The organism is Komagataeibacter swingsii, from assembly GCF_003207895.1.
In the GTDB taxonomy this organism is placed as follows: domain Bacteria; phylum Pseudomonadota; class Alphaproteobacteria; order Acetobacterales; family Acetobacteraceae; genus Komagataeibacter; species Komagataeibacter swingsii.
Window position 1 is genome coordinate 1 of sequence record NZ_NKUB01000012.1, and the last position, 23,823, is coordinate 23,823.

The window sequence follows — 23,823 nt, forward strand, 5'->3', positions numbered from 1 at the left end:
CGGATCTTTCCAATTGTTTCCACAACAAGCATCCCAAACCGGGCCTCCATTCAGCATGAAGGCCATCGTGAACCCGTTTCTCAGAAAGGGGTCGTTTTTAGCTGCCTGTCCCCCTTCCGAAGGGGTCACTTTTCCATGCCGCTTAACAGGCAGCGCGAGGGCGCCACGAAATTCTTCTGGCTTGATCATCGCCTCAAGGTTCGCGAGGGCTGGTGCGTCCTGCCGGGCAGCGAGGCGGCAGGTCGCGTGACGCCATCCGCCGTCATTGAAGCCCTGCCAGAAGGGCCGAGGGAACGGCCCGATATTTCGGGGCGCGGTTTTGACATGATCGGCAGTTTCCGCACCCAGGCGCTGCATGCTGCATTGGACGGCATGCGGGGCTCTGCCGATCCATGGATCCTGCTCGGGCTGATGATCGCGGCCCTCAACGCGCAGAATGTCCGGGTGGATGGGGATTCCAACGCACACTACCCGCAGCGCCGTCCGTCACGCCGGCTCGTGGCCGCCGCCGGACTGTTCCAGGATGGCGAGATGGCGCTGGACGAGGCGCTCCTGCGTGGCGCTGCTGTCGACGTGCTCAAAGCCGTTCTGTCCTGCGAGAAGAACGCGACGAATAGCGGCGACTGGGGTGTCCTGGTCGGCCATATCGTGAAAGCGGACGACCATCTGCCCGCCATGGCGGATGAAGACTTCCTGAAAACGCTCAGCAAGCCCGGCATCACGAAGGCCATAAAGGCGGAAGGCATCCTGCCGCGCAATACCGGCAAGGAAATGCGCCGCGCCCTGATGGACCATGTCGGGCAGGGGATCTGGGTGCATCCTGCCGCGCGTTTCCAGGTCGATGTCGCGGCGCTGAACGCCACCTTCGCGGAAGCGCTCGCCCCGCCATCCGGAGCGGATGACGATAATGGGGAACTGGCGCATGACGACGATATCGACCCGGAAGACGACGTGGATGCTGGTGCGCTGGCTGGTGGCCCGGTAACCGATGATCCTGCCGCGACGGGCATTGAACGGGATGAAGTGACTGACACGCCCCCAGACCAGGCGGCAGATCAGGAGGATGACGTGCTGCACGGCAGGGCGGAAAGTCTGGCGCCGCCATCGCAGACACCTGAAGAATTCCTCAGGGCGCATGTTGAGTTTGTAGGTTTCAGCTGAGCGAGGCTGTTGCCGCCGTACTGCTCTGGCTCACGGTCCGTCGCCCCCATGGGGACGTCGGGCGGTGAGCCAGCAACGGCCTCTGGCAGGATGTCGACCGGGAAATGCTGCGATGTGCCCCAACCGGGCTTATCCGGAACGTCAGGTTACGCGTTCACCTGCGTCGGCGAAGGAGAACCGTGATGACCCATGAATACGTGACGGAAAAGCGTCTGATCGGCAGGTATGTGGTTGAACTGGGCTTCCACCCGGATGGTGGGGTTCTGATCCGGACGCCTGAAATCTATCCGCCCGCGGCCCGCCGATGGCGGGGACCCTATGAGAGCGTGGAGGCGGCAGTGGTCGAATTTTCCGCTTTCACGGCGGTTCCAAGAATCACGTCGGACGAACTGGCCCGGCTGAGAGAGCGTGGCTGTGTCGCCGAAATCTGCGGAAAGGACGTGATGGTGTGGCACTGCCCATGGCGGGAAGCCAAGACACTGAGCGAATTTGTCCTGGCAAGGGAGGACGGCAATGCCTGATTTTCGTATCACGCTGGTTGAGCGCCTGTTTGAAGCGGATGCCGGCGATTTCAGGGTCACGGCGACGGACGCCGAGGCGGCTGCGCGGATCGTCCTCAATGCGGTCCCCGACAGTGTGGACTCTGACGGGATCCGGACCACCATTCTGCCTGACGGTCAGGAAGTGGACCTTGAGGTCGAGGAAGTCGTCCATGGCGAGATCGTGGCCATGGTCCACGATGCGGGAACTGGCGTGCTGCAGGGACAGTTTGGGTTTTCCCTTGTTTTCAGCCCGGGCCGAGAGGCAGCCTTCGTTCTCGCCAGAGTGATGGATCGTGTCCTTGCGGATGACGGTGAGCGGGACACTCATGCAGCCTGCGTGCTGCTGCGCCGGTATCTGCACGAATACCTGAACGCGGACGCGTAGGAAAAGCAGGAAGAAACAGGAAAAAATATGCCCGAAGGGCCATCGCGCCTCAAACGGTGGCTCTTGTCCCGCTCCGCGGGCCTGCGATGCCGGTGCACGCGCCGCGTTTGACCCGCGATATCCCTTCGGACCGCCAGAAGACATTCAGACAAGGAGAATGTCCATGGTGACCGCAAGCCTGTCATCCCGCCTGGGAACTGTCGTGTCGGGGCAGGGAGAGATGCCTGATCTGGCGCGTTATGATCACGTCATCGTCGCCTGTTCCTTTGGCAAGGATTCCCTCGCCAGTACGCTGCACCTGCTCGAAAAGGGCGTGGCGCCGCAGCGCATCGAGTGGTGGCACCATCTTGTGGACGATGACGGGGACGTTTTTGACTGGCCGCATGTGCCCGATTACGGGCGGCATCTGGCTGCAGCCCTTGGCGTCAGGCTGCATTTCTCCGCGCGCCAGGGTGGGATCGTGCGGGAAATGCTGCGCGATAATGCGCCGACCGCACCGGTCTGGTTCGATACCCCGACAGGGCGGGTCACTGTCGGTGGCAAGGGGCCGCCCAATACGCGACGCCGCTTCCCGCAGGTTTCGGCGAACCTGTCGGTCCGCTGGTGTTCCCCATACGCCAAGATCATGGTTGCGGATGGCGCCCTGCGGAACCAGGCGCGCTTCAGTCATGCCCGGACCCTGTTTGTAACCGGAGAACGCGCGGCGGAATCCGCGAACCGTGCCCGTTACGCTGTCTTTGAGCGGCACCGGGCAGACTGTCGTGATGGTCGGATCCGACGGCATATCGATCACTGGCGGCCGGTACATGCCTGGAGTGAAGCGGCTGTCTGGCAGATCCTGCGTCGGCATGGCGTGATCCCGCCGCTTCCCTATCAGCTCGGGTTTGGCCGTCTGTCCTGCCTGACATGTGTATTCATGTCTGCTGATCAGGCTGCAACGCTGCGGCACATGGACCCGGATCGGTTCGCCCGGCTGTGTGAGTGGGAACGCGCATTTGGCTGCACCATCCGACGCGACCGGGACCTCGGCACGCTGGCCAATGGCGGCACGGTTTACGGCCCCGTGCGCCGGCACCCGGATCTGGTGCGCCGCGCGCTCTGCCACCGCTGGCGTGGCCGTGTCCTCACATCCCCCGAACAATGGGTCCTGCCCGCTGGTGCATTCGGCGAGAGCGCCGGGCCGGTCTGACCCGCCTCATCCTCCAGCAGGGAGAAACCCGATGTTAGCGCCGTTCCAGATCCGGAAATTCCTCGACCTGAGCACCGGCCACCTCCCCCTGTCGGACCGTGGACACCTTGAGAGATATGCAAGGTCAGGTGGCTCCTTTGGGCTGACCTGCCTGTCCGGCCCGCACGGATGGTTTGTCCATGTCCCGCTGGATCCATACTCCCATGATTGGCCGGGGTCGCGGTCACTGCGGGCCATTCTTGCCCTGGCCCGGAATCACGACTGTGATTACGTCCTGTTTGATGCGGACGGCCCGGTCGATGCCTCGCTTCGTTTCTTTGATGACGATGACGATGAAGATGAATGACCGGCAACGGCATCGGGCGTCCCTCGGGCCAGAGGCGCCAGTTCTTATTTCTTAAGGCGGGATACTTCGGTGTTCCGCCTTTTTTGTGTCCTCGCAAGGGGCTCATACAAAGGAATACTGCAATGAAACTTCATTTTGACCACGCCCTGGTGGCGCGTCTTCTTGCTCATGCGCAAGCCGCGAGCGAACATTCCCCTACCTATGATCAGCTTGTTGACCCGGCCTTTCTCAAGGCTGGCGTGTCGTCGCGCCATCCGACCGGTGCGGATGTCGACCGTGCGAAGATACCGGCAGGTCTCATGCTGGTTGGCGATCATGGGGTGTACCTGATGTCGAATGGTTATCCGGGCTTCAGTGACGCTGAGGGTCAGGCGAACCTTGTCGCCTATGCTGTCGAAGCGGACCCGCGCACATGTCCTGACGACTGGTACGATGTCAAACGCGCGTCGTTTGGCGGTGACGATGGCGCGGAATTTCTTTCCGCCGATACCATCCGCAAGGCACTGGAGGCGACTGCGGGCAGTCGTTTGTGGATTGATGTCACGCCTGCGCAGATCAGTTGCCCCTATCTGGCATCCCCGAAAACACCCTGACGCGAACAAGCATATGTCGGATATCGCGAGGACTATTCTTTATTAACGTAAGCAAAAATGTAGGTAACGGGCGAGGTCTGGGCGTAAAAAATAATAAAAATCATGGTAAATATGATCGGAAACGCTATGCTTAACAATCCTATATTAAGGCATTACCTGTCATTGATCTGCTTACGACATGGTTTTCAACGTCCGGCCCGCTTCATTTCCGATAACAAGTGCGGGTATGTGCCCGTGCCTGAGCAACCGAGGGAACTCGCCATGACTGAGAACTTCGAACGAAGCTTTGCGGAGCATGCAGAGCGGTTACTTCGCCATGAAAGAGCATACAATGAAGCTTCAGCGCAAAATCGCAGGATCATCTTTGAAGCGCTTTCGGTATCCAGGATTACAGCCGTTACAGTGTCGTTTGACGGTGAAGGAGATAGCGGCCAGATCGAGGAGATTGCTGTTGTGCCTGAAGGGGAGGATACACTGCTCGACGTCCTTGTCGATGCGGTGACGGCGAGGTGGACTGACTGCGAGACTGTCTCGGAACGTACTCCCCTGCGGGATGTCATCGAACAGGTCTGTTACGCCGCACTGGCCGAGACCAACGGTGGTTGGGAAAACAATGAGGGTGCTTTTGGCGACTTCAGGTTTGACGTGGCCAACAGAACGCTGACGCTCGAATTTAACGGACGATATATGTCCACTGAATATTCCGAGCATAGCTGGACAGAGGAGGCCTGAAATGGCGCATAGTTATTATCATGCTCTCTCGTCGGTGCGGCAGTGGGGAGGTACGGCTGATGACTTCCTGCCTATCCATACCTGGTTCGACGAATCAAAATTGATTTCGGCCGATTTTCGGCATCGTGCGCTGAGACATCACGCGGAAGGAATCTTCCTCGCTGAGAGACTTTTTGGCGTTGTGCTGACAATTTCCACCGGGCGGGTTGTCCCGGTGCGGTTGATCGCCGAGCAGCATATGCGCGAGGACTTTGGATTTATTCCGAGTTTCGTTGATTGGCTGAAGGAAATCCGCCCCCAGCCCTGGATGGGACGGGCGCAGCCCATTCATCGAAGCCTTGATCCCGCTTATGGCAGACTTTCAGAATAACAGAAGACTTCTGAAATACTGGCCGTGACGTAGCCCGTATGCGGCGTCGTGGATATGTCGATACGAGGACCATGGAGCTACAGCTTTTCGTCCTATAAATCAGATAAAATAATGATTGAGGCGAACTTCCGGATGTCACGGGGATAAACGCGTGAAAAAAAAGCTGCGTAGCCCCTTGTCCGGCAGTCCATCCCATGCCTGCACAAAGCTTCCGACCCCGTCTGTCATTTCTCTCGCGAAAGTCCGGACATGCTTCGGGCTTTTGTTTTATGGGGAGTTTCCCGATGGCCAATTACTTCACTCATTTTTCGTGTGTCCTTGATGTAGGGACGGCTGAAAATGCGGAGAGGGCGCTTGAACTCTATCGGAACGAGCCGGAAGATCCTGACGGCTTCTGTGTTTCAAGTGGGTTCTCTCTGAGCGTATCAAGCGAAAACATGTCCAGACTGTGGATCCAAGACGACGGTAGTGGTGACCCTGAGTGTGTTGTTATTTTCGTTTTGAAGTGTGCCTCCACATTCAGTTTGTCGGGACTGTGGGGGTTTGAGTACGCCAACACCTGCTCGCGCTCACGTCTCGAAGCCTTTGGTGGAGGCGCACATGTGATCGATCTCGGCGCGCGACGATCTGTCGGCTGGGTTACCACCAATGACTGGCTGGCGGCTGCTCTCGAAGGAGACACTTCCGATGCATGAAATTATTGCCGTTCCTGTCTATCAAATTGATGAATTGTCCGGATCAGCTCGTGAAAAGGCTCGCTGCTGGTACCGGGACTTTCTTCACCGCTTTTCCTGGTGGGATGCGGTCTATGAGGACTTTCTGCAGATATGCGGCATACTTGGTGTGGACATTGCTACGTTTTTACCCCGGGGTGCAGTAACTCCAGAGCAAGGCGGTCCGTGCCTCTATTTCCGAGGATTTTCTAATCAGGGGGACGGAGCTTCATTCGAGGGGATCTACCGATATGAACGGCATGCATCCCATGAAATCCGCCGTTACGCGCCACGGGATACGCAACTCCACGCGATTGCTGACACCCTGGCGCAGATCCAGAGACGGAATTTCTACCAGCTAATCGCCCGGATTAGCCAGACCGGGCCCTATTATCACGAATTTACAATGACCGTCACTGTGATACGTGAAAGTCAAACCGGATGCGAAATGACCGAAGACGCCGCGCAGATACTCTCTGATGTCATGCGTGATCTTGCACGATGGCTGTATCGCTCTCTCGAAACAGCATGGGATTACGAATCTTCCGATGACGCCGTCGATGAGGCCATTCGCATCAATGAATATACGTTTACGACGAACGGTATCCGGTTCGGATAGATCGTCTGCGCGCAAGGCCGTGGCGGCCTGAAACCGGTCGGCATGGTCATCAGAAGCATGAATATACGGCATGGCTTTGAGAGGGCCCATCAGGACATGCGGGTGAACCGTGTTTGCAAGCAGAGAAAAAGACATGTTTACAAATATAAAATATAAAAATATTGTTTTAAATGATGTTCCGAGATGTATGTATAAAAATATAATATAAAATAATTATAATCAATAAATAAAAAGAAAATATAGAGAGGATCGGCACCACAGTCCAGCCTGCCGCGCAAGGGGTGGCTCCTCGCCGTGCGCGATGGCTGCGCCATCTGTGCGCGGCTCCGGTGCCGCCGCTGTGCGGCGCCCTTGCCCGCCAGTCTGGCCTGCGGTCGCCGGAAGGGGTCGAAACCCCCGAAAAAAGGATCTGGAAATGGCACAGAACCGCATCGCGCCGCCGTCCCGCCCTGCCGTCGAAATCGCCAAATTCGTCGCCATCGTGCTCCTCTGGACGGCCTCCATGGTCACTTTCCTCCTGCTGCCCGACGTCTTCCTCGATCCGTGCACGGGCATCATCGATCTCAGGTGACACCACTCTCGCCATCCGCTGCCCATCCGCACCGCCCTTCGGGGCGGCGTCTGCATTTTCTGGAGACTGATCATGGCCAGAACCGAACGTACCGATATTCACCAGTCCGTCACTGACCGCATCATCCGCGAACTTGAAGCGGGAACCGTGCCGTGGGTCTGCCCGTGGAGCCGCGCGAAATGCGGCATTGCCCTGCCGCGTAATGCCGCGACCGATCGGGCCTATTCCGGGATCAACATCCTGTTGCTGTGGGGTTCGGTAGAGATGCAGGGGTTTTCTACCCAGAAATGGCTGACGTTCCGTCAGGCGCATGCGCAGGGCGGCAATGTCAGGAAAGGCGAGAAGGGAACGACGGTGTTTTATGCTGACCGTTTCACGCCAAAATCGGAAGCGGGTTCCGACGAGCCACGCCAGATCCCGTTTCTAAAGCGGTTTACGGTGTTCAATCTTGACCAGTGCGAGAACCTGCCGGAGAGCATGGTCACGCCGACCGCGCCGCTGCCGGAACGCGAAATCGTGCCGCACGCGGAAGCGCTGATGCGCGAAACCGGGGCGGACATTCGCATCGGTGGCGACAAGGCATTTTATGCCCCGGATGCGGACTTCATCCGGGTTCCGCCCCAGCAGTCCTATTTCAACCAGATCGATTGGTACAGAACCGTCTTTCACGAGATCGGGCACTGGACCGGGTCCGAAAGCCGACTGTCGCGCACCTTTGGCAAGCGGTTTGGTGACCATGCCTACGCGGCCGAGGAACTGGTCGCAGAGATGACATCAGCTTTCGTGTGCGCGGAACTGCAGATCGAGCCGACGGTCCGCCATGCGGATTACATCGGGAACTGGCTGGCACTGCTGAAGGCTGACAAGCGCGCCATTTTCACCGCAGCGAGTGCTGCTTCAGCCGCGGCCCAATACATTTTCAGCTCATCGACACGTCAGCCGTCTCTCGAGGACGTGGCGTCTGCCGCCTGAAACCCAACCCTGAAAACCTGTGCGCCCGCAAGGGCCCACTGGGCGATGGAGTTCATCATGCCTGTCTTTGCCCTGATTGCCACTCCCGCCGTGCGCATCCGTTCCGAGCGCAGCACCATCCTTCAGGCGCTGCCGATGGAACACCTTGGTGCACGGGGGATGACAGAAGCCCGGACGCTCGCGGAAATCTCGACTGCCGTAACGCTTTACGGTGAGAGGATCGCCAGCGCACATCCCGGGCGCTCGTTTTCCATCAGTGTGCATATCCGTCGGGGCGATCGTAAGCCACGTGGCTTTGATGCGGCTTACCGCGCTGGCGCCCTGGGGACGGACAGATGGGTTCTCATGGTCGATAACGACGCTGATGGCGCGCGGATCCTGCATGGACGATCCGCAGCCGAAACCGGAAACATGGCGTCCTGCAAAGGAGACGTGGCATGATCCGCCAGTATTATACGTCTCCATTCCAGGGCGGTAATAACCCGCTCCGGGTCGGGACGATTGCCAGTGGAACCATCTTCCGTCTTCCGGCACCTGTTTCAGGACGTCCCTATCGGACCCGGCCGTGGATCGTGGAATGCTTTCTGAACGGCACGATGGGGGCGGCTGCGCTGAACCCCGTCACGGGTCTTTGGGAAGACCGTTATATGCGAGGCCGCTCGGATCTGGTCGTATTGCGCAGCCTCGCCAATGTCCGCCGTGTGACCGTGGCAGTGCGCTATCTGGAAAGGATGAATGAAGAGGGCCTGGGCGAGGGGCATTATCCGGATCTGCCGGATGTGAACCGCTTTCATAACGGCTATCGATGCCGGAGCCGGGTGTCATGACGGCGGGGCCGATCCTGTGCGAGCGGCTTCGGATCCCGCCTTTCGACCCGGCTGTCCTGAAACCCACCCAATGGGCGACGGCCCAGCAAAAGGCAAAGCTTGGTAATGCGATCCTGCGGTTCATCGCACTCGGAATGCCTGCAGAAAAATTTACCCCGACCCTGTATAGCCGGCTGAGCAATATGTTCGGATTTATCGCGCATTATAATCGGACCGGCTTCGCGCAGACATGGTTCGACAATGCAGCCACACGGCGCGATTTCCTCGATCAGGTTGCGCGCGAGAAGGCGGAGCTGGCCCGTCTGCAGGCAAAGCATGGCGGAACAGCGACGGCATCGAATTCATCCGTGCCCACCGTGCAACTCGGGCTGCTCTAGCCCTGGGCCATGCGCCAGGAGCCATGCCCGTCGAGGCACCGGCCCAGGAACACCAGTGCGGCACGCGGATATTTCCGGATTTCCAGAAGGCTGCCGGTGGGTACCTCCATGTGGTAGGCGCTAATCCGGGTAGCGCAATGCGGCTGGCCGCGCAGGAACTTTATGCCCCTGCCGGTTCGAACTGCCTGACGGGGACCAAAAACACCGACAACGTGACGGCCACCGAGGTAAATATCGGCGTTGAACTGGCGCCACAGCGGTGCCCGGATATCCTGCTCGTCGACTTCGACCTGCACGGTGCAGCAGTCATGCCACGCATCTGGCGTGCCATCCACGCCATACAGGGTCTGGCAGAGCTGGCGGATCGCCTGCTCGTGTTCGGGGAGGAAGGACCAGCCGATTTCCTTGCCGAGAAAACGTCCCCTGTAACGTCGGGCCTGGATTGCCAGTTCGGGATGAAAGTCGGCCTTCAGGGTGATGCGGCCTTCCGACGCAGTAATCACGGCCATGATGAACTCCCAATGTAGAGACAAGGAAATTCTAGGACGACTATCATAATTGTACAAGAATAAATGACACGATTATGAGCGAAATAGAAAAATAAAACAGAAATCAAAATCCAAAAGCATGACCTCGGCCCCTGCCGGGTCTCTGACCTGGTTTTTGCGGTCTGAAGCGGTCGTCGTCGGGCGCAACCCCCGGGCCTGCGGTCGGGACGGCACCGTGAAGCCGCATGCGCGGCTTCCGCACCACTGCCGCCCCGAGAGGTTGCGCCCGCCGCCTGTGGCCCGCTTCCGCGCGACCGCACCAGGTCAGAGATCCGGCAGGGGCCGGAGACGACCAGGAAGGAAAAAAGGAACAAGACCATGAGCCAGTCAGTCAATCGCGCCATCATCATCGGTCACCTGGGCAGGGATCCGGATCTTGCCGCACGTAGGGAAGGGGAGGGCAAAATCGCATCCTTCGGCGTGGCGACAAGTGAAACCTGGACCGATCGCGCCAGCGGTGAGCGCAGGGAAAAAACCCAATGGCACCGTGTCGTCTCTTTCAATGATCACCTTTCGGCCGTGATCGAACGTCGGTGCCAGAAGGGAACATTGGTCTATGTCGAAGGCCATCTCGAGACACGCAAATGGACCGACCAGCAGGGACAGGACCGTTATGTGACCGAGATCATCATTGATCGGTTTGATGGAAACCTGAAGGTGCTGGCCAATGGTCGAAGCACGGGCGATGGACGCTTTGATGAAGAGCGTCCCTCGCGGAGCACTGCACAGCGCCCCGCTCCTGCCGCAACTTCCAACGCGCAGGACGTGGATGACGAAATCCCGTTTTAGGCCGCGCGGCGTTCCGGGTCGTCAGCGACCCGGAGCATTGTGCCTGTTCAGGGAGAAGAAAGTGCGGCTTTTGCCGCGCCAGTTCTCGTCATGAATACTTGTGAGGACTGTCAGACCTGATGGCGCGGGCGATCGGAAACGCCTGTCTGCCGACACCGGAACGCCGGTCGTCCGTCCACATCGGGGATGAGCTGTGTCTCTCCTGTTTCTCTATCGCCCTTTATACGGGCTCGTGAACCTTATTTTTTCGTCAGTCGCATGATGTGGGCGCAGACGGGATACTCCACAGGGAGTATCTGGCGCCGTGAATGCCCGCTCGTCCATAGTCCCGGTAATGCGTGTGCAGTGGCGCGGGCACATGCCGTTTTCTGCCGCGCGTAAACTGCAGCCATTCGTGCGTCCTGTATTCTTTTGCAGGTTACGCAGAATAAAAACTCTCAACGCGGAATATCAGGACGCAATATCTCGACGAACCATACAGAGGTTGTCGGATGTTTCCGCACGATCATCTCAAATACTCACCGTAAATACCGGAGCGGTCTGAAACACAACCCATGCTGTTCGTGAAGGAGTGTCTTTCATGGCTTACACGTCTTCCCCAGAAGCACAGCAAAGAGAACTTGATGAGCTTCGCAATGCTGTAAACTGCGCCGTTGTGCTGGAGAAAGCCGGGTTCCGGCTGGATCGGCAGGCCACCGCGCAGCGTTCCGCACGTAACCTGAAATTTCGCCGTGATAGTGAGGCCATTATTGTCAATCACGATGGCAAGGGCTGGTGGGACCCCAAGGGCGACGGCAAAGGTGATGTCTTCAAGCTTGTCCAGTATCTCGATCCCTCGAAGAACCTCGGTCATGTCAGGCAGGAACTTCGCGCCCTGATCGGCAGGAGCCCGACGCTCGAAGTTGCCGAGCGTACGAAGGGAGCCGATGACAGACCGCGGCGCGATCCCGCTGAACTGTGGAACCGTCGCGCCGCACCCGGGCAGGGGACGGCTGCATGGCGCTATCTGACGGAGATCCGTGGTTTGCCCGACCATATTGTCGCGATTGCCGGACAGCAGGGGGCGCTGAAGGAAGGCCCGCACGGAACCGCCTGGTTCGGCCACCGGGATGCGGACGGGCAGTTCACCGGCATGGAAATGCGGGGGCCGGATTACAAGGGGTTCTCGACAGGCGGCATTGGCAAGCGTCTCTTCGGTTTCCGGGCCGACGGGGGAGAAGCGCCCGTGACGCGCCTTGTCGTCACCGAGGCGGCCATTGATGCATTGTCCTTTGCTGCACTCGATCGCTTCCACAAAGGAACGCTCTATACCTCGACGGGTGGCGGCATGAGCCCAGAGAGCGAAGCTAACCTGAAGCGGGTCATGACGCAGGTCGCCGCCCAGCCTGAAGCGCGACTGGTTGTTGCCGTTGATAACGACCTGCAGGGGGATCGTTATGCCGGGAAATTCGCTGCGATGGCGCAGGACGTCGGTCTCTGGTCGGGACGGATATCTCCGAAGGGGCCGGGAGAGGACTGGAATGCGGTACTGAGGACCCGCAGGGAAGGAATGCAGGCAGGTTCTGTTCCCGTTGCGCCCTTGTGCCGCCTGTCCGAAGTCCTGGGTTCAGGGTCGAAAGCACAGCCGGAGACGGTGTCTCCGTCATGGCTGGGTCAGGTCGAGGCGCACGGCACGCAGCGGCCGCCGCGGGTTTCGGACGCCTCATTGCCTGCTTCGTCTGAACCTGTGGGCAAGCCCGCCGGGCCACGTTCAGGTTCATCACCGGGGCTGTCCTTGTGAACCAGCGTGAATCCTTTGGGCTCACCCGGGCAGACGGCATCACGGGCTGCAGGCTTTGTCCAGATATATGCAGGCCTGCGCGCATGCCCGAACGGCTCTGCCAGGGTGGCGACGGGTATGCGGGAATACGTGGCGCGTCGATTGCGGGGCAACGCGCGGCCTCGATGGCTCGAGGCCGGGATTTGGCGGGCCGCATCGCCTCCTTCGCCGGCGATCACGGGATGATCGTCATTTACGGCTGGCGTGCCACAGAGGTGGGCGCCGAACGGTCCTGCGCGCAGGATCATCTCACACAGGAGAGGGTCATGGGATCTGTTTCAGACTATGCGGATCGGGGGATCGCGCGTCTGGCGATGAAGGCAGACCTTTCACGGACGTTTGCCCGGTCGCCCCTGGCCCAGACCATCTGGAACCGCCACCTGCGCCAGCGTTTGGCGCGGGCAGAAGATGATCCCCCGATACCGCAAAGTGCAGTCCGCCTCTACGAGCGGCCGGGCTGTCCTGTCGGCCTGGTTATCGATGGACGCTGGGAACGCGGGCTGGGGAACTGGGATCTTTCCTGTCCGGCGACAATCCTGCTCTCGACCGGTAAGATCACCACGACCCCGGGTTGCATGGCGGAAGGCATGGAAGAATTATGACCGGCGATAAGCCAGTTTCCTGACTGCGTGTGCGGGTCTTCGTCGAATTGACGGTGCGTAGTGGTGTCATGCGCATGTCAGTATAAGGTATCGCTTATGCTTTTTTAATCGTATCTTACACTGACACTAACTTTCAGAACTCAGCCTTCTGTCTGTGCAAAGATAAATTTCATTATTGTTTCATCGAGATGAGAGCACTCAGGCCCTAGACTTCCATTTCTCGAACTTCTGTAACCTTGCCAAGGTCGTATGTTGTCTGCTCCTATGGGCAGCGCGCATTAAGGATGGTTCGAATATGGTAAGTGAACAGGAGTTATCAAAATTAACTCCACGGTGGTCGCCTGGTACATTTCGCAAAATGGTGATCGCTGCTGCTACTAAGCTTGCGGACCATGGTGTTCGCAGTCCTTCAATGAAATTCTTCGAAAATTTTGGTTCAGAATGCGAGGATTGGGCAAATGAAAAAATTGACCAAGCAATAACAGCAGGATCGGACGAGGAAGCTGTCTCTTGTATTCACGACGTTCGGCGCTGCCTTCGTAGTGTCGAGCATGATGTATTCCTTCTCGTTGAAGAAGCAATTGACCCAATAATTTCTCGCCTTGCGTTGAACCTGTTCCTGTACGGAAATGATGGCTACAACGATTTACAGCATTGCCATGCTTGGGGGGCTTCGAGTGACGAGCCCGAGTGGGGCACTATCTGGTCGATGCATCAGACGATACGCGACTTCACTCCCGCTTTCCTTTTCAAAATTTGTATGAGAGGGGATAGTCGCTTTCTCGCAGTAGAATGCCATGCGCCAACCCGTATCTTACCGGAGGATGAACGCGATCGTCTTCGGGCTAGAACACTAATGATCTCAGGTGTTCCAGTTATTGCGTTTTCTCCGAGTGAGATAGAAGCTGATGCTTGCGCATGTACAAATGAAATTTGTGATGCTCTGGCAATATTGGCAACAGAATTAATTGATCTTAATAATATTGATTCCGTAATGCGAATTGACTTCCGCCCGAGGTCGTAACCAGTCTGAAATATACCTGTCTATTGAACGGGTAGGTGGCATTCTCCTCTACTCATATTTCCCTGATCATGTCCTTTATGAGAAGGGATTAAGATCTGGAGATGACGGGCTGTCTTGACTAGATACGAGAGACAGCAACTCCTTTCCAAGCTATCAATACGCCGCTGTCGAAATTAGAACTACCGTGTGAAGCTTGTACGAGACCAATAACCGTGCCTCACCTGCTGTTGCAAGCTAAACCCTCGTCTCCGCAGTTCTTTGCCGATTATCCTGTTCATCCATCCATGCCCGACGAGAACAGTATTGGCCACGGCTGCTGACGCCATCAGTGCGTCAGTCGCGGCCTGGGCACGAAATCGGAAATCGATAAAATTTTCACCTGTCGTTCTCCCCAGTAGCCAAAGTATTCGACCGACTGAAGTCCAGGCGGTTGAATGCATACGGAAGGGCACTGAAGGAATGGCAATGGCAGCCTCATTAAATAAGGGGTCGCTCTTTGCTCTGCCCGGTGCCACGGCGTCAGCTGACTGAATGGCTCTGGGTAGAGAGCTTGAAATCAGGTTTCCTATTTTTGCGGTCCGCAGCCAGTCTAGGAGTGAAGCCGGTGGCTGGTCCATGATGCCCATCGCGTCATAGGAAATAAGCCAACGTGCGTATTCGTTGCGGGATAATGCTGGTTGCGGAAGGCAGGCGGGACGACCATGACGGATCAGGTGAATATGCATATGATGTCATAGACCTCTATTCCCGCCCATGACAGGATCGGGCGCCAGATCATGTTCAACGATTATCTTTACGATAGCGCTTGAATTCAAACATATTTTTGCAGCCTTATACACGAGTGGACAAGGTGATGTTTCGGGACGATATGCGGCCAGTTAACCGGTTGGCATGAGGTTGGCTTCATCTGTGCGTCGGGCGTTGAGCCAAACAGGCTAGTGCCGTCCGACGCTTTGGTCTTAAATTGCTTTTCTTTTGGTCGAAGGACGTCTGCTTTATGGCGAAAAAGCCGGTGCCGCCGATTGAGCCCGATGACTGGGGTGATGACGAGGCGGATTTTCTGCAGCCTCTGGAGCCACCGCCGCCCGTCCGGGACCCGACGGATCTCAGGCTGCATACGCGCCAGCTCACCGAACTTCTCCGGGCCAGATTTCCCGACAGATGGGTCGGTGTGGAAATCGGCACGCTTCCGCTGCGGTGTGAGGACGACCTGTTCTCTGATTTCATCGACCTTGGAGATGGCCTCGGGGTTCGCCTTGATTATGATCCCGAGGAGCCGGAGCGGGTACTCTGGATCAGTGCCGGCAACCGTGATCATGGCGGCGAGCCGCTCGACTTTCCCCGCGACGGTGAGGCCTGTCGTGGGCGCATGCTTTCAACCGGGGAAATCGCGGAACTGCTCGATTTTCTTGACAGGGAGGCCGCTTACTGATGCCCGCTGGCATGGCAGGCAAGCCCGATGCGCCGCCATGCGTCAGTCAGTGTGCCCCGCGGCACGTTGCGCTCAAGACCATGTAGCAGGGCTTCCAACCCGGAAAGGGAAAGGGTGCAGGCGACAAGCGCCGGTGACAGGACCGCAGTTCCCGTCATCACGACGTGGCTGAAGACCTGGATGGTCGGGTCCACGAGGCGGGCCAGCGCGTAGACGGCCCGGCAATGGGCGGCATTCTGCATCACCGGGCTGTAAATCAGCCGGGGCGGGGCATCGGGCGCCTCGCCCGCAAAACGCTGTCGCCACCGTTCATCTTCCGGGTGTCCGGTCAGTTCGCCGCCATACCGCTTGGTCTCCACGACATGGATGCCCCTCGGGCTGAGGAACAGGTGGTCAATCTGGGTGGTCCTGCTGTCACCTGCCGGCAGCATGGCGTTGTGCAGCACGGCCAGGCCGCTCCGGTCGAGCACGTGGGCTACGGCGCTCTCTCCTTTCTCGCCCTGGATGGCGGCGCGAAAGGACCGCCAGACCTGCACCTCATGGGCCGTCAGGCGGCAGCTGCCGGGAGGCTTCACGCGATGACGTCGAAGTCTTACCACGCAGTCTCCCCCTGTAGTTCCATGGCCCGATAACGTGTCCCATATATCTGTCCGTCATGCGACTGGGGCGGGAAATGCCGGGAACCATGCGTGCTCGGGGTGAGCGTCCGGGTGCATGTCCGCAACGCGGATCCGGATCACCAATACTGCCCGCTCACCCGCCAGCCTGAACGCAGGAGATCGGACAATCGGCGGCAGGCTCGTCCAGGTCCGCAGGGGATTCGGGATCCCGCCTGAACCCGGTATTCTCGTCCCCCCATTTCTTGAGGGCCATGATGACCGGCTCCAGGGTCCGTCCCCGCGGCGTCAGGCTGTATTCCACCTTCGGGGGCACCTCGGCGTAGACTGTCCGCAGGACAAACCCGTCCTGTTCCAGTTCGCGGAGCTGCGCCGTCAGCATGCGCTGGGTGATGTTGGGCAGGCGCCTGCGGATTTCGTTAAAGCGCAGGGTTCCCTCAAGCAGGTGGTAGAGGATCACCCCTTTCCATTTCCCGTCGATGAGCTGAAGCGTCGCTTCAACGGCACAGCCGGGACTGCAATCAAGTGATTTATGCCGGATACGGGCCATGACGGTATCATTTCCGATACTATGGGCGTTAAAAGTGCGTTCTTGTCCGAACCCAGCATAATGCTCACTGTTCTCCTTCATCAACACAGGAGCAGACATCATGCGCGCCGTCGGTTACCAGACGCCTCTCCCGATCGACAATCCCGCGTCCCTTCAGGACATCGATCTGCCGAAGCCTGTTCCTTCAGGGCGGGATCTCCTGGTGGAAATCAGGGCTGTGTCGGTCAATCCGGTCGATACAAAAGTCCGTCGCAGCGCCGCGCCGGACGCGGGTCAATGGCGGGTCCTGGGCTGGGACGCCGCCGGGATCGTTGTCGGCACCGGACCTGAAGTCACGGATTTTGCCATCGGGGATGAGGTTTTCTACGCAGGCGCACTCGATCGTCCGGGAACCGATGCCGAATTCCACCTGGTCGATGAGCGGATTGTCGGCCGTAAGCCCCGTTCCCTGAACTGGGCTGAAGCCGCGGCCCTGCCGCTGACAGCGATCACCGCCTGGGAGATGCTGTTCGATCGCCTGGATATCCGTCGGTCCGTCCCCGGCGTGAGGCCAGCCGTGCTGATTATCGGCGGCGCTGGCGGCGTCAGCTCCATCGCCATCCAGCTGGCCCGGGTCCTGACCGATGTCACGGTCATCGCCACCGCCTCCCGGCCAGAAACGCGCGACTGGGTGACATCCCTCGGGGCACATCATGTGGTGGACCACAGCAGGCCTCTTGCCGCGCAGGTCGCCGCCCTTCCGACCGGTGCGCCCGGCTTCGTCTTTTCCACGACGCAGACGGATCGGCATATGCCAGAGATTGTCGCGCTGATCGCGCCCCAGGGGCATTTCGGCCTGATTGATGACCCGGCCGCGCTCGACGCCCTGCCGCTGAAGAAGAAAAGCCTGTCGCTGCACTGGGAGCTGATGTTCACCCGCCCGCTGTTCGGCACAGCCGATATGGGCAGGCAGGGCGAGATTCTCAACGACGTCTCACGCCTCGTGGATGACGGGCGTATCCGAACCACGCTTGGCAGGCACCTCGGCCTGATCACGGCGGCGAACCTGCGGCAGGCCCATGCCCTGATCGAGAGCGGTCAGGCAAAGGGCAAGATCGTGCTCGAAGGTTTTCCTGGCTGAAATGGAGAAGACCATGAAAGCGCTCGTCGAGACATGGTGTGGAACATGGGCGGAGAACAGGCCTCATGACTGATGAAGAGCACCTGATGACCCTGAACCGTACCGGTGGGCGGTTCGATCTCAACAGGATTGCCGCCGCGTTCCCGCAGACCGCGGATACGATGCTGCTGGATACCTATCTGACCGACAGGCCGGAAGCCAGCATCAGGGTGTTCCGGATCTATCGGGACGTGCCGCCGCATTATCATACCCAGTGTGATGAAGTCCTCCATGTCCTTTCGGGAGAAGGGACATTCTGGATTGATGATCCGGCTGAGGAAGCGCCGTTTGTCCCCGGGCACCTGCTGGTCTTTCCGCGGCGTGCGGTGCATGCGGTGCCGCGTATCCTGTGTGATCCTGTCATTTTTCTTGCCATCGACACACCGCGCCGGGCACCGGATGATGTGGTGTTCGTCAATCCTGCCGAAGGCACGCCTTCCGGCTTCATCAAGAGTATCTGAAGGAATGTCGCGGGTCACAGACGAACGGGAGCTGTGGCCCTGCAGCGCATGCCCGCAAAACGCGGCGCAGGTACAGGGCGTCTGGATACGGTTTCCTCTCCCGAAAGGGCCGGTCCGGGAAACATCTCTGTTCAACAGGAAAAAAAGAAAATCAGGGCGGCCCCTTCGGGGTTCTCTCACTCTGGTTCGCTAAGCGGCTGCGCCGCTAACCTCACTGGAGCCCCCTGCGGGGTCTCCACGCTTTCGCGCAACGGTTCGACCGCTCGCCCTGGGGTTCTACAGGATGAATACTTATGAAATACATGATAATACTGTGATTAATAAAATGGGCATAAGGAAATAAAGGGAATAAAAACAATAGTAAACTAATATTTACTCATAATATATTGTCTTTTTTATTGTATTTATATTCTGTCTGTACTATTCTTTATTTGTGGAGAGGGAAATGGTTCCCGCCACAGACGCCCCGCCCGGTGCTCCAACACCGGACAGGGCTGACGCCAGACAGAAAGGTCAAGTTTCATGTCCAACGCTACCAACACAATGACCGCCGCCCTTGCTTCCGCGCAAGAGAAGAAAGCCGCCAGCAAGGCAAAATCGGGCCAGAAGGCCCCCGCCGCCCGCCGTTTCGAGGAAGCGGCCCGGCGCGTGCCTGTCATCACCATCGAGGCCGCCGAAGCCCTGATCCCCGTTCCCGACCAGATCACCAAGATCGTTTCCCATTTCGGTCTTGAGGACTTCGACGCCGACGCCCTCGCGGAAACGGCCCGGCAGGCTTTCACCGTCATCGCCCGCAGCCTCTCGCCCGTGCTGGTCGTGACCACATGGAACGGGGAGCAGAACGACAAGGGGCTGGAAATGCACCTCCAGCGCATGGCTGGTGCCGCTGTCGCGTCCGCCTTCGGGGCCGCCCAGTTCTACGACGCCAAGCGCGCGCAGGCCCGCGAACTGTCCTCACAGTTCAACGAATATCGCGAAGAGGACCGGATGGGCGTCGACGGGCTGGAAAACAGGGCGGCCAACGCCCGCCGCTTTGCAGCCGAGCAGGGGATCAAGGCCGCCGCTCTGGTTGCGTCCGCCCGCGGGGCCCTTGCGGCCTACGAGGACATGATCGGCACCCCGTGGAAGCCCTACACGGCCAGCAACGCCCGCACCATCGACCAGCGGGCCGCAGCTGCCGAGATGGACGCCCTCGGCTTCTGACCGACCCGGCCGGACCCAAGGCGGGTCCGGCCACCCACGGCAAGGTACCTTTCCGCAAGGATCGACCCGCATGAGCGAATATGAATCCATGGCAGACCGCGACGAGGCCCTTGAGCTTTCGCGTGCTGCGCCCCACCACGCATGGGTCCTGACGGACCGGGACGTCTGGCATCGCAATCCTTTTTATCACGGCCCGGAAATGCCGCACCCCGAAGATGACGGCGCCCATGACTTTATTGCCGACCACGGCATCGACGCATGGCGGGAGGCGACCGAGGCCGTAAGGGCCGCAGTCATCGCCGCAGCCGAAGCGAAAGCGCGCGAGATTGCGGACGCTCCCGACCCCTGGTGGCCTGACGATCCGACGCCTTGAGAGACCACGCCGCAGGAGCCCGGAAACCGGGTTCCTGCTTCTGGTGTCCGGGGCCGCCATCGTGCGGGAAAAAAATGCCCTGATACCAGCATGCCGCCGCGAGGCGCCCGCCTCAAGCCCGCTGCGCGCCGCGCTTCGCGCGGTGAGGACACGCCCCTTTCAGTGAACAGGGCCGCCCGGATCGCAGGGCGGTGCCCCGCGCTCCGGGCAACCCGGTTCACCTCAGGGGCATGCCCTCAGGCTTGACCCGGGCGCCTCGCGGCCCTCCCGGCGGGCAGCGGCCTTCCCTGTTCCGCTCCCGGGGAAAACAATGTCGGTCATGCAGCATGCCGGACTGTGGAGATGACAAACCTATTGTGTCGTCCTGCCGAACACGAAGCCCAGCTTGCCGTCATTCATGATGTAGGGCGTGCAGGTCATGCCGGGATGGACCACGTCGTAGGGTTTCAGCCACCTTGTCGAGACCCAGCCGGGACGCAATGCGAGGGTCATGCTCCGGACGTAGCCGTTCGTAGGCGGTGCGTCCGTGGCGACCGGAAGTACCGCCAGCGCGGGAGCAATGCTCGGGGCATCGTCCCGTGGTTCGCTCTGCAGTGGAACCGGATGCCGGAAATCCATCATGACCCGCTCCGGCGCATCAAGGGCCATGCATCTGTACCCGTCGAGCGCACGCATCGGGGTTCTGTGCAGCGCGAAGGCCGGATGGCTGATGCTGCAGGTGATGACCGCAAGGATCGCGGCCCGGTGGGAAAACTTCATGCTGGACTCCTCGTCAGCCGGTCAGGATCGAACTGGACGCGGCACTGCCCATTTTTGCTGCGACTGCCGCGCGCCATTGGCCGACCGTGGTGGTTGAACTGATATTGTTCCCCGACATTGCCGTGCCCGATATGTAGGACGACATGAGACTGCTGTCGTCGGCCGTCGCGATTTCAGCACCCGCGCTCGGGCCAAAGTTATAATAGGCCCGGGCATCAAGGGCCGTCGGGTTACTGATGCCGCTGTGCTGCAGACTGGTCGCGGCATCCTTGAGATACTGCGCCGCAGCCACCGCCTGCGTCGCCGGGTCCTGCTGGCCTGCCGTGCCGCTGGTGATGGATGAGGCCAGCGAGGGGTCTGCGGCCAGTGCCTCTCCAAGGGTCTGGCTGTAGGTCCCGTTGCTCATCTGGAACGCGCCGGTGATCGTACTGCCGTTTCCGGCCGTGTAGAGGTTCTGGCAGCCGGACTCGACCACGCAGGTCGCGGCCAGTGCTGACGGATTGACGCCCAGCGCCTCGGCGTTCTGGGCTGCCGCATAGCCCCATGACTGCTGGTATAGGATCCCGAGCGCATCGCTGTCGGACGTGCCTGCTGTCGTTGTCTGGGTGACGGCGCCGCTTCCGCTGGTGGCCTGGGCTGTGCCTGTCGTGTCCGGGGTCCAGCCACCGAGCCCCGGTTCCTGATAGGTTGCGTTGACATGTATCGGGAGTCCGCCGGGCACGTTTACTGTCTGTGCGTGCCCGATGGGGGGCATGACGAAGCCGCACGTCACAAGGACCACGGTCGCTTGCGCCGTGCGGCGGCATGGAAAGGGGAACCGGATCACCTTGGCCTCCTGTTGCGAGGCGGACAGGATCGGCCAGCATCATGCGACCTGTGTCAGTACTTCGTACGGCGTTTCCGTTCCGGCCCTGAGCGTGACCGTTGCAGACATGCTCATGGCATCCGTCCGAGTGCAAATCCCGCTATCAGGACGATGGAGCTGTAGCCCAGGATGCGAAAGGCCGTCTCCAGGTTGTACCGTCTGGTCATGGCCGTGGCCTGGCTCTCGATGGCGCCCCTTAATCCTTTCGTCATATCCGCGGTGATCGCGAGGAGTTTCTTCTCGACCAGTTTTTCGTTGATGGTGCGCAGCGTGTGCACCGCTTCAATTCCGTCCCTGAGGTGGCTGCGGATGGCGATCGTGTCCTGCGCCAGGGTTTCGCGCTGCTGTTCGGCCACCAGCCTGCTCTCGGCAACGGAGCGGATGGAGGCGCGCCTGGCTTCAATGCAGAGGGTGCCGATCTGGTCTATCGCTGCGACCAGTGCCGAAAGCACTTCGACTTCGGGCGCGATCGGACGCTCGACCCATTGGGCGGCGACCCTGCGCAGGTTCTCCATTCGGACCGCGAATTCACGGTCTGCCGCCTCGATGTCGCCCTGGGCTGCCATCAGACATTCTCCATAACCACGTCGGGCAGCCCCTTTGGCATCCGGGGCAGATAGTCCGCTCCGAGGTCGCGCAGGAAGAGGGGCACGTCCCGCTTGAGCCAGCGATTGACCCGTAGTCTGTCGAAGACCGAGCTTTTCGGCTGTCCGGGAACCGGCTTGTTCGCAGCAAAATCCATGAACGACTGCCCACGATCCGCGATTTTCTTCAGCCCGTTGATCGCGGGGAACACACCGTGCGCGGCGCCTCGGTCCAGAGCGTTGAGCACCGCTTCGTTTTCGAGGATCTGGCTTACCGCCTGAGGTGTGTCGATACCGACGGGAAGCAGGCCTTCATTTATGACAATCGCCGTGCGGCGTGGCAGGAAGCCATGCTGCTCCTGAAGGTCCTGCAGATAGTCGATGTCCGCATTCTCCATACCGATCATGAAGATCGTCACAAGCGAGACCCCAAGCTCGTCCAGCGCCGCGACAAGGGGAGATGAGCGGATCAGTTCGTGCATCGCAGTCCATCCTCCCCCGATGTCGAGAATCGCATCATGGCGGGATTCAACCAGCTTCTCGATCTGCCCTTCGAGCCAGGCAGCCTGCCCGGTCGGGGACATGCTGTCCGCTTCCAGAACCTGCGGACCAAGCGATGAAAGCGTATGCGAGCGGTTCATGGAATCCGTGTTCCAGATCTCCGGTCTGCCTCCCTGCTGGGCCGTGATCTCGGCCAGTGATTTGAGGAATGTCGTCTTTCCCACCCGCTGGCGCCCGATGGCTACGAGCAGGGTTGGGCGTGTCACCAGCTCCGTTGGGTCTGCGGCGTCTGTGATCGTGGCGGATGCCATGCCTTACTCCCGATGAAAACCGGGCTCCTTTCGCTTCAGCCGCGCAAGAAGATCCCGCTTGATGGCCTCGGCCCGGGCGCGACCAATGGGGAAGTTCTTCTCCCCGGTTGTCTCGCTGTCCGAGCACACTGGCACTGTCGCAGGCAATGATGCGACCTGTGCGTTTTCTTCGGCGGGCACTATTTGTGCGGGAACGCCAGTTCCATCGGGCGCGCAGCTTACGCGACCGTCATCGACAACAGCGGGCCTCCAGCCGCGAGGGAAGCGGCTGGGTTGCATGGCGCTTTCGGTGTCAGGAGATTGTGGAACCTGTTCAGCTTCCGGATGCATGCGGCGGGTGCCGGCCATACGGCGCCAATAGCGCTCCATACGCCTCATCGCTTCCTTTTCGTCCGGAAGGTCAAGGCCATCTTCTCGGGCTGCCGCAACATAGGGAGCCCAGGAATCCCCTTTTGATCGCAGTGCGCTTATGTCCTCGCAATTGGTGAGCAGCCACCGATAGAGAGGTGTCGCACTGTCTCGGGCCCTGTGGTTCTCGATGAGCGATTTCAGCCGTTCCTTGCCGAACCTGCCTGTCATGATTCATCCCCTCCTGCATCCTCGATCGAATGCAATACGGCCAGATCATACCTGGGTCGCAGCCTCGTCAGCATGCAGATTCTCACATGTAATCTGCGTGCGCATACTCATGAGCGACCCATATATCTACCCTTGACGCACGGACGGAACGACTGTTTCACGACCCTACGACGACCCATCGACATATCCGAGGCTGACATTGCGCCTACCCATAAATAGCGGGTTCTCATACACCATTGCACCGTTGGTG

At 59.5% G+C, this 23,823-nt stretch carries 33 protein-coding genes; 24 read left to right on the forward strand and 9 right to left on the reverse strand.

The annotated features are described in order from the left end of the window. The first annotated feature begins 135 nt into the window (after positions 1-135). The 15 genes from CFR76_RS10295 to CFR76_RS10360 all read left to right on the forward strand — a co-directional run bounded on the left by CFR76_RS10295 (position 136) and on the right by CFR76_RS10360 (position 9,397). Positions 136-1,161 (forward strand): hypothetical protein, encoded by a 1,026-nt coding sequence (locus CFR76_RS10295; RefSeq protein ID WP_244191881.1) that lies wholly within the window; start codon positions 136-138, stop codon positions 1,159-1,161. A 182-nt stretch (positions 1,162-1,343) separates the two neighbouring features. After that, positions 1,344-1,682, forward strand: a complete 339-nt coding sequence (locus CFR76_RS10300) for a hypothetical protein (RefSeq protein WP_110557070.1) — start codon at positions 1,344-1,346, stop codon at positions 1,680-1,682. Next, on the forward strand, positions 1,675-2,088 hold the full coding sequence (locus tag CFR76_RS10305; protein ID WP_053324123.1) for a hypothetical protein: 414 nt from the start codon (positions 1,675-1,677) through the stop codon (positions 2,086-2,088). Before CFR76_RS10300 ends, CFR76_RS10305 begins: the two co-directional genes overlap by 8 nt. Positions 2,089-2,245: 157 nt before the next feature. Continuing rightward, entirely contained in the window at positions 2,246-3,277 is a 1,032-nt protein-coding gene (locus CFR76_RS10310; RefSeq protein ID WP_110557067.1) for a phosphoadenosine phosphosulfate reductase domain-containing protein, read from the forward strand. 31 nt (positions 3,278-3,308) lie between these two features. Further along, positions 3,309-3,623 carry a DUF5983 family protein gene (locus tag CFR76_RS10315; RefSeq protein WP_110557068.1) on the forward strand — a complete coding sequence of 105 codons (315 nt, stop codon included), beginning with the start codon at positions 3,309-3,311 and terminating at the stop codon, positions 3,621-3,623. A gap of 122 nt (positions 3,624-3,745) precedes the next feature. Beyond that, positions 3,746-4,216: a DUF3085 domain-containing protein gene (locus CFR76_RS10320; RefSeq protein WP_019087439.1), complete on the forward strand. Its 471-nt coding sequence runs from the start codon at positions 3,746-3,748 to the stop codon at positions 4,214-4,216. A gap of 261 nt (positions 4,217-4,477) precedes the next feature. Next, positions 4,478-4,948, forward strand: coding sequence for a DUF6878 family protein (locus tag CFR76_RS10325; protein ID WP_019087440.1), 471 nt, complete (start codon positions 4,478-4,480; stop codon positions 4,946-4,948). Between the two features lies 1 nt (position 4,949). Continuing rightward, positions 4,950-5,318, forward strand: coding sequence for a DUF6915 family protein (locus tag CFR76_RS10330; RefSeq protein WP_010511883.1), 369 nt, complete (start codon positions 4,950-4,952; stop codon positions 5,316-5,318). 284 nt (positions 5,319-5,602) lie between these two features. Beyond that, on the forward strand, positions 5,603-6,013 hold the full coding sequence (locus CFR76_RS10335; protein WP_026018840.1) for a hypothetical protein: 411 nt from the start codon (positions 5,603-5,605) through the stop codon (positions 6,011-6,013). Further along, positions 6,006-6,650 carry a hypothetical protein gene (locus CFR76_RS18410; RefSeq protein ID WP_019087113.1) on the forward strand — a complete coding sequence of 215 codons (645 nt, stop codon included), beginning with the start codon at positions 6,006-6,008 and terminating at the stop codon, positions 6,648-6,650. Before CFR76_RS10335 ends, CFR76_RS18410 begins: the two co-directional genes overlap by 8 nt. A 415-nt stretch (positions 6,651-7,065) precedes the next feature. After that, entirely contained in the window at positions 7,066-7,221 is a 156-nt protein-coding gene (locus tag CFR76_RS18045; RefSeq protein ID WP_010512122.1) for a hypothetical protein, read from the forward strand. A 72-nt stretch (positions 7,222-7,293) separates the two neighbouring features. After that, positions 7,294-8,193 carry an ArdC family protein gene (locus CFR76_RS10345; RefSeq protein WP_025440121.1) on the forward strand — a complete coding sequence of 300 codons (900 nt, stop codon included), beginning with the start codon at positions 7,294-7,296 and terminating at the stop codon, positions 8,191-8,193. A 57-nt stretch (positions 8,194-8,250) separates the two neighbouring features. Beyond that, positions 8,251-8,634, forward strand: coding sequence for a hypothetical protein (locus CFR76_RS10350; protein WP_232272605.1), 384 nt, complete (start codon positions 8,251-8,253; stop codon positions 8,632-8,634). Then, positions 8,631-9,020 carry a hypothetical protein gene (locus CFR76_RS10355; protein WP_019087110.1) on the forward strand — a complete coding sequence of 130 codons (390 nt, stop codon included), beginning with the start codon at positions 8,631-8,633 and terminating at the stop codon, positions 9,018-9,020. Before CFR76_RS10350 ends, CFR76_RS10355 begins: the two co-directional genes overlap by 4 nt. Beyond that, the gene (locus tag CFR76_RS10360; protein ID WP_025440122.1) at positions 9,017-9,397 is read left to right on the forward strand and encodes a hypothetical protein; all 381 of its coding nucleotides are present in this window, start codon (positions 9,017-9,019) and stop codon (positions 9,395-9,397) included. The genes CFR76_RS10355 and CFR76_RS10360 overlap by 4 nt, the downstream gene beginning before the upstream one ends. Here CFR76_RS10360 and CFR76_RS10365 read toward each other — a convergent pair. After that, a complete protein-coding gene (locus CFR76_RS10365; RefSeq protein WP_041250533.1) occupies positions 9,394-9,906 on the reverse strand; it encodes a hypothetical protein in 513 nt (170 codons plus the stop codon). The two genes, CFR76_RS10360 and CFR76_RS10365, sit on opposite strands and share 4 nt — an antisense overlap. A gap of 357 nt (positions 9,907-10,263) precedes the next feature. On the opposite strand from CFR76_RS10365, the gene ssb reads away from it, so the two are divergent. The 4 genes from ssb to CFR76_RS17735 all read left to right on the forward strand — a co-directional run bounded on the left by ssb (position 10,264) and on the right by CFR76_RS17735 (position 14,179). Next, a complete protein-coding gene (gene ssb / locus CFR76_RS10370) occupies positions 10,264-10,734 on the forward strand; it encodes a single-stranded DNA-binding protein (protein WP_025440123.1) in 471 nt (156 codons plus the stop codon). A gap of 580 nt (positions 10,735-11,314) precedes the next feature. Continuing rightward, positions 11,315-12,514, forward strand: a complete 1,200-nt coding sequence (locus CFR76_RS10375) for a DUF3991 and TOPRIM domain-containing protein (protein ID WP_025440124.1) — start codon at positions 11,315-11,317, stop codon at positions 12,512-12,514. An 83-nt stretch (positions 12,515-12,597) separates the two neighbouring features. Then, on the forward strand, positions 12,598-13,155 hold the full coding sequence (locus tag CFR76_RS18415) for a hypothetical protein (RefSeq protein ID WP_041250534.1): 558 nt from the start codon (positions 12,598-12,600) through the stop codon (positions 13,153-13,155). Positions 13,156-13,450: 295 nt separating this feature from the next. Beyond that, the gene (locus CFR76_RS17735; RefSeq protein ID WP_146222663.1) at positions 13,451-14,179 is read left to right on the forward strand and encodes a hypothetical protein; all 729 of its coding nucleotides are present in this window, start codon (positions 13,451-13,453) and stop codon (positions 14,177-14,179) included. Positions 14,180-14,358: 179 nt separating this feature from the next. On the opposite strand, the gene CFR76_RS18810 is transcribed toward CFR76_RS17735, so the two are convergent. Further along, the gene (locus CFR76_RS18810) at positions 14,359-14,904 is read right to left on the reverse strand and encodes a histidine phosphatase family protein (RefSeq protein ID WP_010515643.1); all 546 of its coding nucleotides are present in this window, start codon (positions 14,902-14,904) and stop codon (positions 14,359-14,361) included. A gap of 272 nt (positions 14,905-15,176) precedes the next feature. Between CFR76_RS18810 and CFR76_RS10390 the strand changes: the two genes are divergently transcribed. Continuing rightward, positions 15,177-15,611 carry a chorismate mutase family protein gene (locus CFR76_RS10390; protein WP_025440126.1) on the forward strand — a complete coding sequence of 145 codons (435 nt, stop codon included), beginning with the start codon at positions 15,177-15,179 and terminating at the stop codon, positions 15,609-15,611. On the opposite strand, the gene CFR76_RS10395 is transcribed toward CFR76_RS10390, so the two are convergent. After that, a complete protein-coding gene (locus CFR76_RS10395; protein WP_244151051.1) occupies positions 15,605-16,210 on the reverse strand; it encodes a nuclease-related domain-containing protein in 606 nt (201 codons plus the stop codon). The two genes, CFR76_RS10390 and CFR76_RS10395, sit on opposite strands and share 7 nt — an antisense overlap. Before the next feature lie 154 nt (positions 16,211-16,364). Continuing rightward, a complete protein-coding gene (locus CFR76_RS10400; RefSeq protein ID WP_025440128.1) occupies positions 16,365-16,778 on the reverse strand; it encodes a winged helix-turn-helix transcriptional regulator in 414 nt (137 codons plus the stop codon). 100 nt (positions 16,779-16,878) lie between these two features. Here CFR76_RS10400 and CFR76_RS10405 point away from each other — a divergent pair, with 100 nt between their 5' ends. From CFR76_RS10405 to CFR76_RS10420, 4 genes are all read left to right on the forward strand, one after another. Continuing rightward, positions 16,879-17,898 carry a zinc-binding alcohol dehydrogenase family protein gene (locus CFR76_RS10405; protein WP_025440129.1) on the forward strand — a complete coding sequence of 340 codons (1,020 nt, stop codon included), beginning with the start codon at positions 16,879-16,881 and terminating at the stop codon, positions 17,896-17,898. A 65-nt stretch (positions 17,899-17,963) separates the two neighbouring features. Further along, positions 17,964-18,398 (forward strand): cupin domain-containing protein, encoded by a 435-nt coding sequence (locus CFR76_RS10410; protein ID WP_025440130.1) that lies wholly within the window; start codon positions 17,964-17,966, stop codon positions 18,396-18,398. 522 nt (positions 18,399-18,920) lie between these two features. After that, positions 18,921-19,601, forward strand: a complete 681-nt coding sequence (locus CFR76_RS10415; RefSeq protein ID WP_019087277.1) for a hypothetical protein — start codon at positions 18,921-18,923, stop codon at positions 19,599-19,601. A 70-nt stretch (positions 19,602-19,671) separates the two neighbouring features. Continuing rightward, positions 19,672-19,974 carry a hypothetical protein gene (locus tag CFR76_RS10420; RefSeq protein WP_025440131.1) on the forward strand — a complete coding sequence of 101 codons (303 nt, stop codon included), beginning with the start codon at positions 19,672-19,674 and terminating at the stop codon, positions 19,972-19,974. Positions 19,975-20,325: 351 nt separating this feature from the next. On the opposite strand, the gene CFR76_RS10425 is transcribed toward CFR76_RS10420, so the two are convergent. The 5 genes from CFR76_RS10425 to CFR76_RS10445 form a co-directional block, all read right to left on the reverse strand. Then, complete coding sequence (locus CFR76_RS10425) at positions 20,326-20,733, reverse strand: hypothetical protein (protein ID WP_025440132.1); 408 nt, start codon at positions 20,731-20,733, stop codon at positions 20,326-20,328. Between the two features lie 13 nt (positions 20,734-20,746). Next, the gene (locus tag CFR76_RS10430; protein WP_025440133.1) at positions 20,747-21,559 is read right to left on the reverse strand and encodes a hypothetical protein; all 813 of its coding nucleotides are present in this window, start codon (positions 21,557-21,559) and stop codon (positions 20,747-20,749) included. A 110-nt stretch (positions 21,560-21,669) separates the two neighbouring features. Beyond that, positions 21,670-22,164, reverse strand: a complete 495-nt coding sequence (locus tag CFR76_RS10435; RefSeq protein WP_019091963.1) for a hypothetical protein — start codon at positions 22,162-22,164, stop codon at positions 21,670-21,672. Continuing rightward, positions 22,164-22,994 carry a hypothetical protein gene (locus tag CFR76_RS10440; protein WP_025440134.1) on the reverse strand — a complete coding sequence of 277 codons (831 nt, stop codon included), beginning with the start codon at positions 22,992-22,994 and terminating at the stop codon, positions 22,164-22,166. The genes CFR76_RS10435 and CFR76_RS10440 overlap by 1 nt, the downstream gene beginning before the upstream one ends. Positions 22,995-22,997: 3 nt before the next feature. Further along, positions 22,998-23,573 carry a hypothetical protein gene (locus CFR76_RS10445; protein WP_025440135.1) on the reverse strand — a complete coding sequence of 192 codons (576 nt, stop codon included), beginning with the start codon at positions 23,571-23,573 and terminating at the stop codon, positions 22,998-23,000. Positions 23,574-23,823: the final 250 nt, after the last annotated feature.

Excerpts from the sequence above, each read along its gene's own strand:
- CFR76_RS10405 (WP_025440129.1), top strand. The coding sequence starts at position 16,879 with ATGCGCGCCGTCGGTTACCAGACGCCTCTCCCGATCGACAATCCCGCG.
- CFR76_RS10350 (WP_232272605.1), top strand. The coding sequence starts at position 8,251 with ATGCCTGTCTTTGCCCTGATTGCCACTCCCGCCGTGCGCATCCGTTCC.
- CFR76_RS10375 (WP_025440124.1), top strand. The coding sequence starts at position 11,315 with ATGGCTTACACGTCTTCCCCAGAAGCACAGCAAAGAGAACTTGATGAG.
- CFR76_RS10390 (WP_025440126.1), top strand. The coding sequence starts at position 15,177 with ATGGCGAAAAAGCCGGTGCCGCCGATTGAGCCCGATGACTGGGGTGAT.
- CFR76_RS10335 (WP_026018840.1), top strand. The coding sequence starts at position 5,603 with ATGGCCAATTACTTCACTCATTTTTCGTGTGTCCTTGATGTAGGGACG.
- CFR76_RS10445 (WP_025440135.1), bottom strand. The coding sequence starts at position 23,573 with ATGACAGGCAGGTTCGGCAAGGAACGGCTGAAATCGCTCATCGAGAAC.
- CFR76_RS10365 (WP_041250533.1), bottom strand. The coding sequence starts at position 9,906 with ATGGCCGTGATTACTGCGTCGGAAGGCCGCATCACCCTGAAGGCCGAC.
- CFR76_RS10310 (WP_110557067.1), top strand. The coding sequence starts at position 2,246 with ATGTCCATGGTGACCGCAAGCCTGTCATCCCGCCTGGGAACTGTCGTG.
- CFR76_RS10325 (WP_019087440.1), top strand. The coding sequence starts at position 4,478 with ATGACTGAGAACTTCGAACGAAGCTTTGCGGAGCATGCAGAGCGGTTA.
- CFR76_RS10300 (WP_110557070.1), top strand. The coding sequence starts at position 1,344 with ATGACCCATGAATACGTGACGGAAAAGCGTCTGATCGGCAGGTATGTG.
- CFR76_RS10345 (WP_025440121.1), top strand. The coding sequence starts at position 7,294 with ATGGCCAGAACCGAACGTACCGATATTCACCAGTCCGTCACTGACCGC.
- CFR76_RS10435 (WP_019091963.1), bottom strand. The coding sequence starts at position 22,164 with ATGGCAGCCCAGGGCGACATCGAGGCGGCAGACCGTGAATTCGCGGTC.
- CFR76_RS10425 (WP_025440132.1), bottom strand. The coding sequence starts at position 20,733 with ATGAAGTTTTCCCACCGGGCCGCGATCCTTGCGGTCATCACCTGCAGC.
- CFR76_RS10305 (WP_053324123.1), top strand. The coding sequence starts at position 1,675 with ATGCCTGATTTTCGTATCACGCTGGTTGAGCGCCTGTTTGAAGCGGAT.
- CFR76_RS18810 (WP_010515643.1), bottom strand. The coding sequence starts at position 14,904 with ATGCATATTCACCTGATCCGTCATGGTCGTCCCGCCTGCCTTCCGCAA.
- CFR76_RS17735 (WP_146222663.1), top strand. The coding sequence starts at position 13,451 with ATGGTAAGTGAACAGGAGTTATCAAAATTAACTCCACGGTGGTCGCCT.
- CFR76_RS10400 (WP_025440128.1), bottom strand. The coding sequence starts at position 16,778 with ATGGCCCGTATCCGGCATAAATCACTTGATTGCAGTCCCGGCTGTGCC.
- CFR76_RS10320 (WP_019087439.1), top strand. The coding sequence starts at position 3,746 with ATGAAACTTCATTTTGACCACGCCCTGGTGGCGCGTCTTCTTGCTCAT.
- ssb (WP_025440123.1), top strand. The coding sequence starts at position 10,264 with ATGAGCCAGTCAGTCAATCGCGCCATCATCATCGGTCACCTGGGCAGG.
- CFR76_RS10415 (WP_019087277.1), top strand. The coding sequence starts at position 18,921 with ATGTCCAACGCTACCAACACAATGACCGCCGCCCTTGCTTCCGCGCAA.
- CFR76_RS18410 (WP_019087113.1), top strand. The coding sequence starts at position 6,006 with ATGCATGAAATTATTGCCGTTCCTGTCTATCAAATTGATGAATTGTCC.
- CFR76_RS10410 (WP_025440130.1), top strand. The coding sequence starts at position 17,964 with ATGACTGATGAAGAGCACCTGATGACCCTGAACCGTACCGGTGGGCGG.
- CFR76_RS18045 (WP_010512122.1), top strand. The coding sequence starts at position 7,066 with ATGGCACAGAACCGCATCGCGCCGCCGTCCCGCCCTGCCGTCGAAATC.
- CFR76_RS10355 (WP_019087110.1), top strand. The coding sequence starts at position 8,631 with ATGATCCGCCAGTATTATACGTCTCCATTCCAGGGCGGTAATAACCCG.
- CFR76_RS10440 (WP_025440134.1), bottom strand. The coding sequence starts at position 22,994 with ATGGCATCCGCCACGATCACAGACGCCGCAGACCCAACGGAGCTGGTG.
- CFR76_RS10330 (WP_010511883.1), top strand. The coding sequence starts at position 4,950 with ATGGCGCATAGTTATTATCATGCTCTCTCGTCGGTGCGGCAGTGGGGA.
- CFR76_RS10420 (WP_025440131.1), top strand. The coding sequence starts at position 19,672 with ATGAGCGAATATGAATCCATGGCAGACCGCGACGAGGCCCTTGAGCTT.
- CFR76_RS18415 (WP_041250534.1), top strand. The coding sequence starts at position 12,598 with ATGCCCGAACGGCTCTGCCAGGGTGGCGACGGGTATGCGGGAATACGT.
- CFR76_RS10360 (WP_025440122.1), top strand. The coding sequence starts at position 9,017 with ATGACGGCGGGGCCGATCCTGTGCGAGCGGCTTCGGATCCCGCCTTTC.
- CFR76_RS10295 (WP_244191881.1), top strand. The coding sequence starts at position 136 with ATGCCGCTTAACAGGCAGCGCGAGGGCGCCACGAAATTCTTCTGGCTT.
- CFR76_RS10315 (WP_110557068.1), top strand. The coding sequence starts at position 3,309 with ATGTTAGCGCCGTTCCAGATCCGGAAATTCCTCGACCTGAGCACCGGC.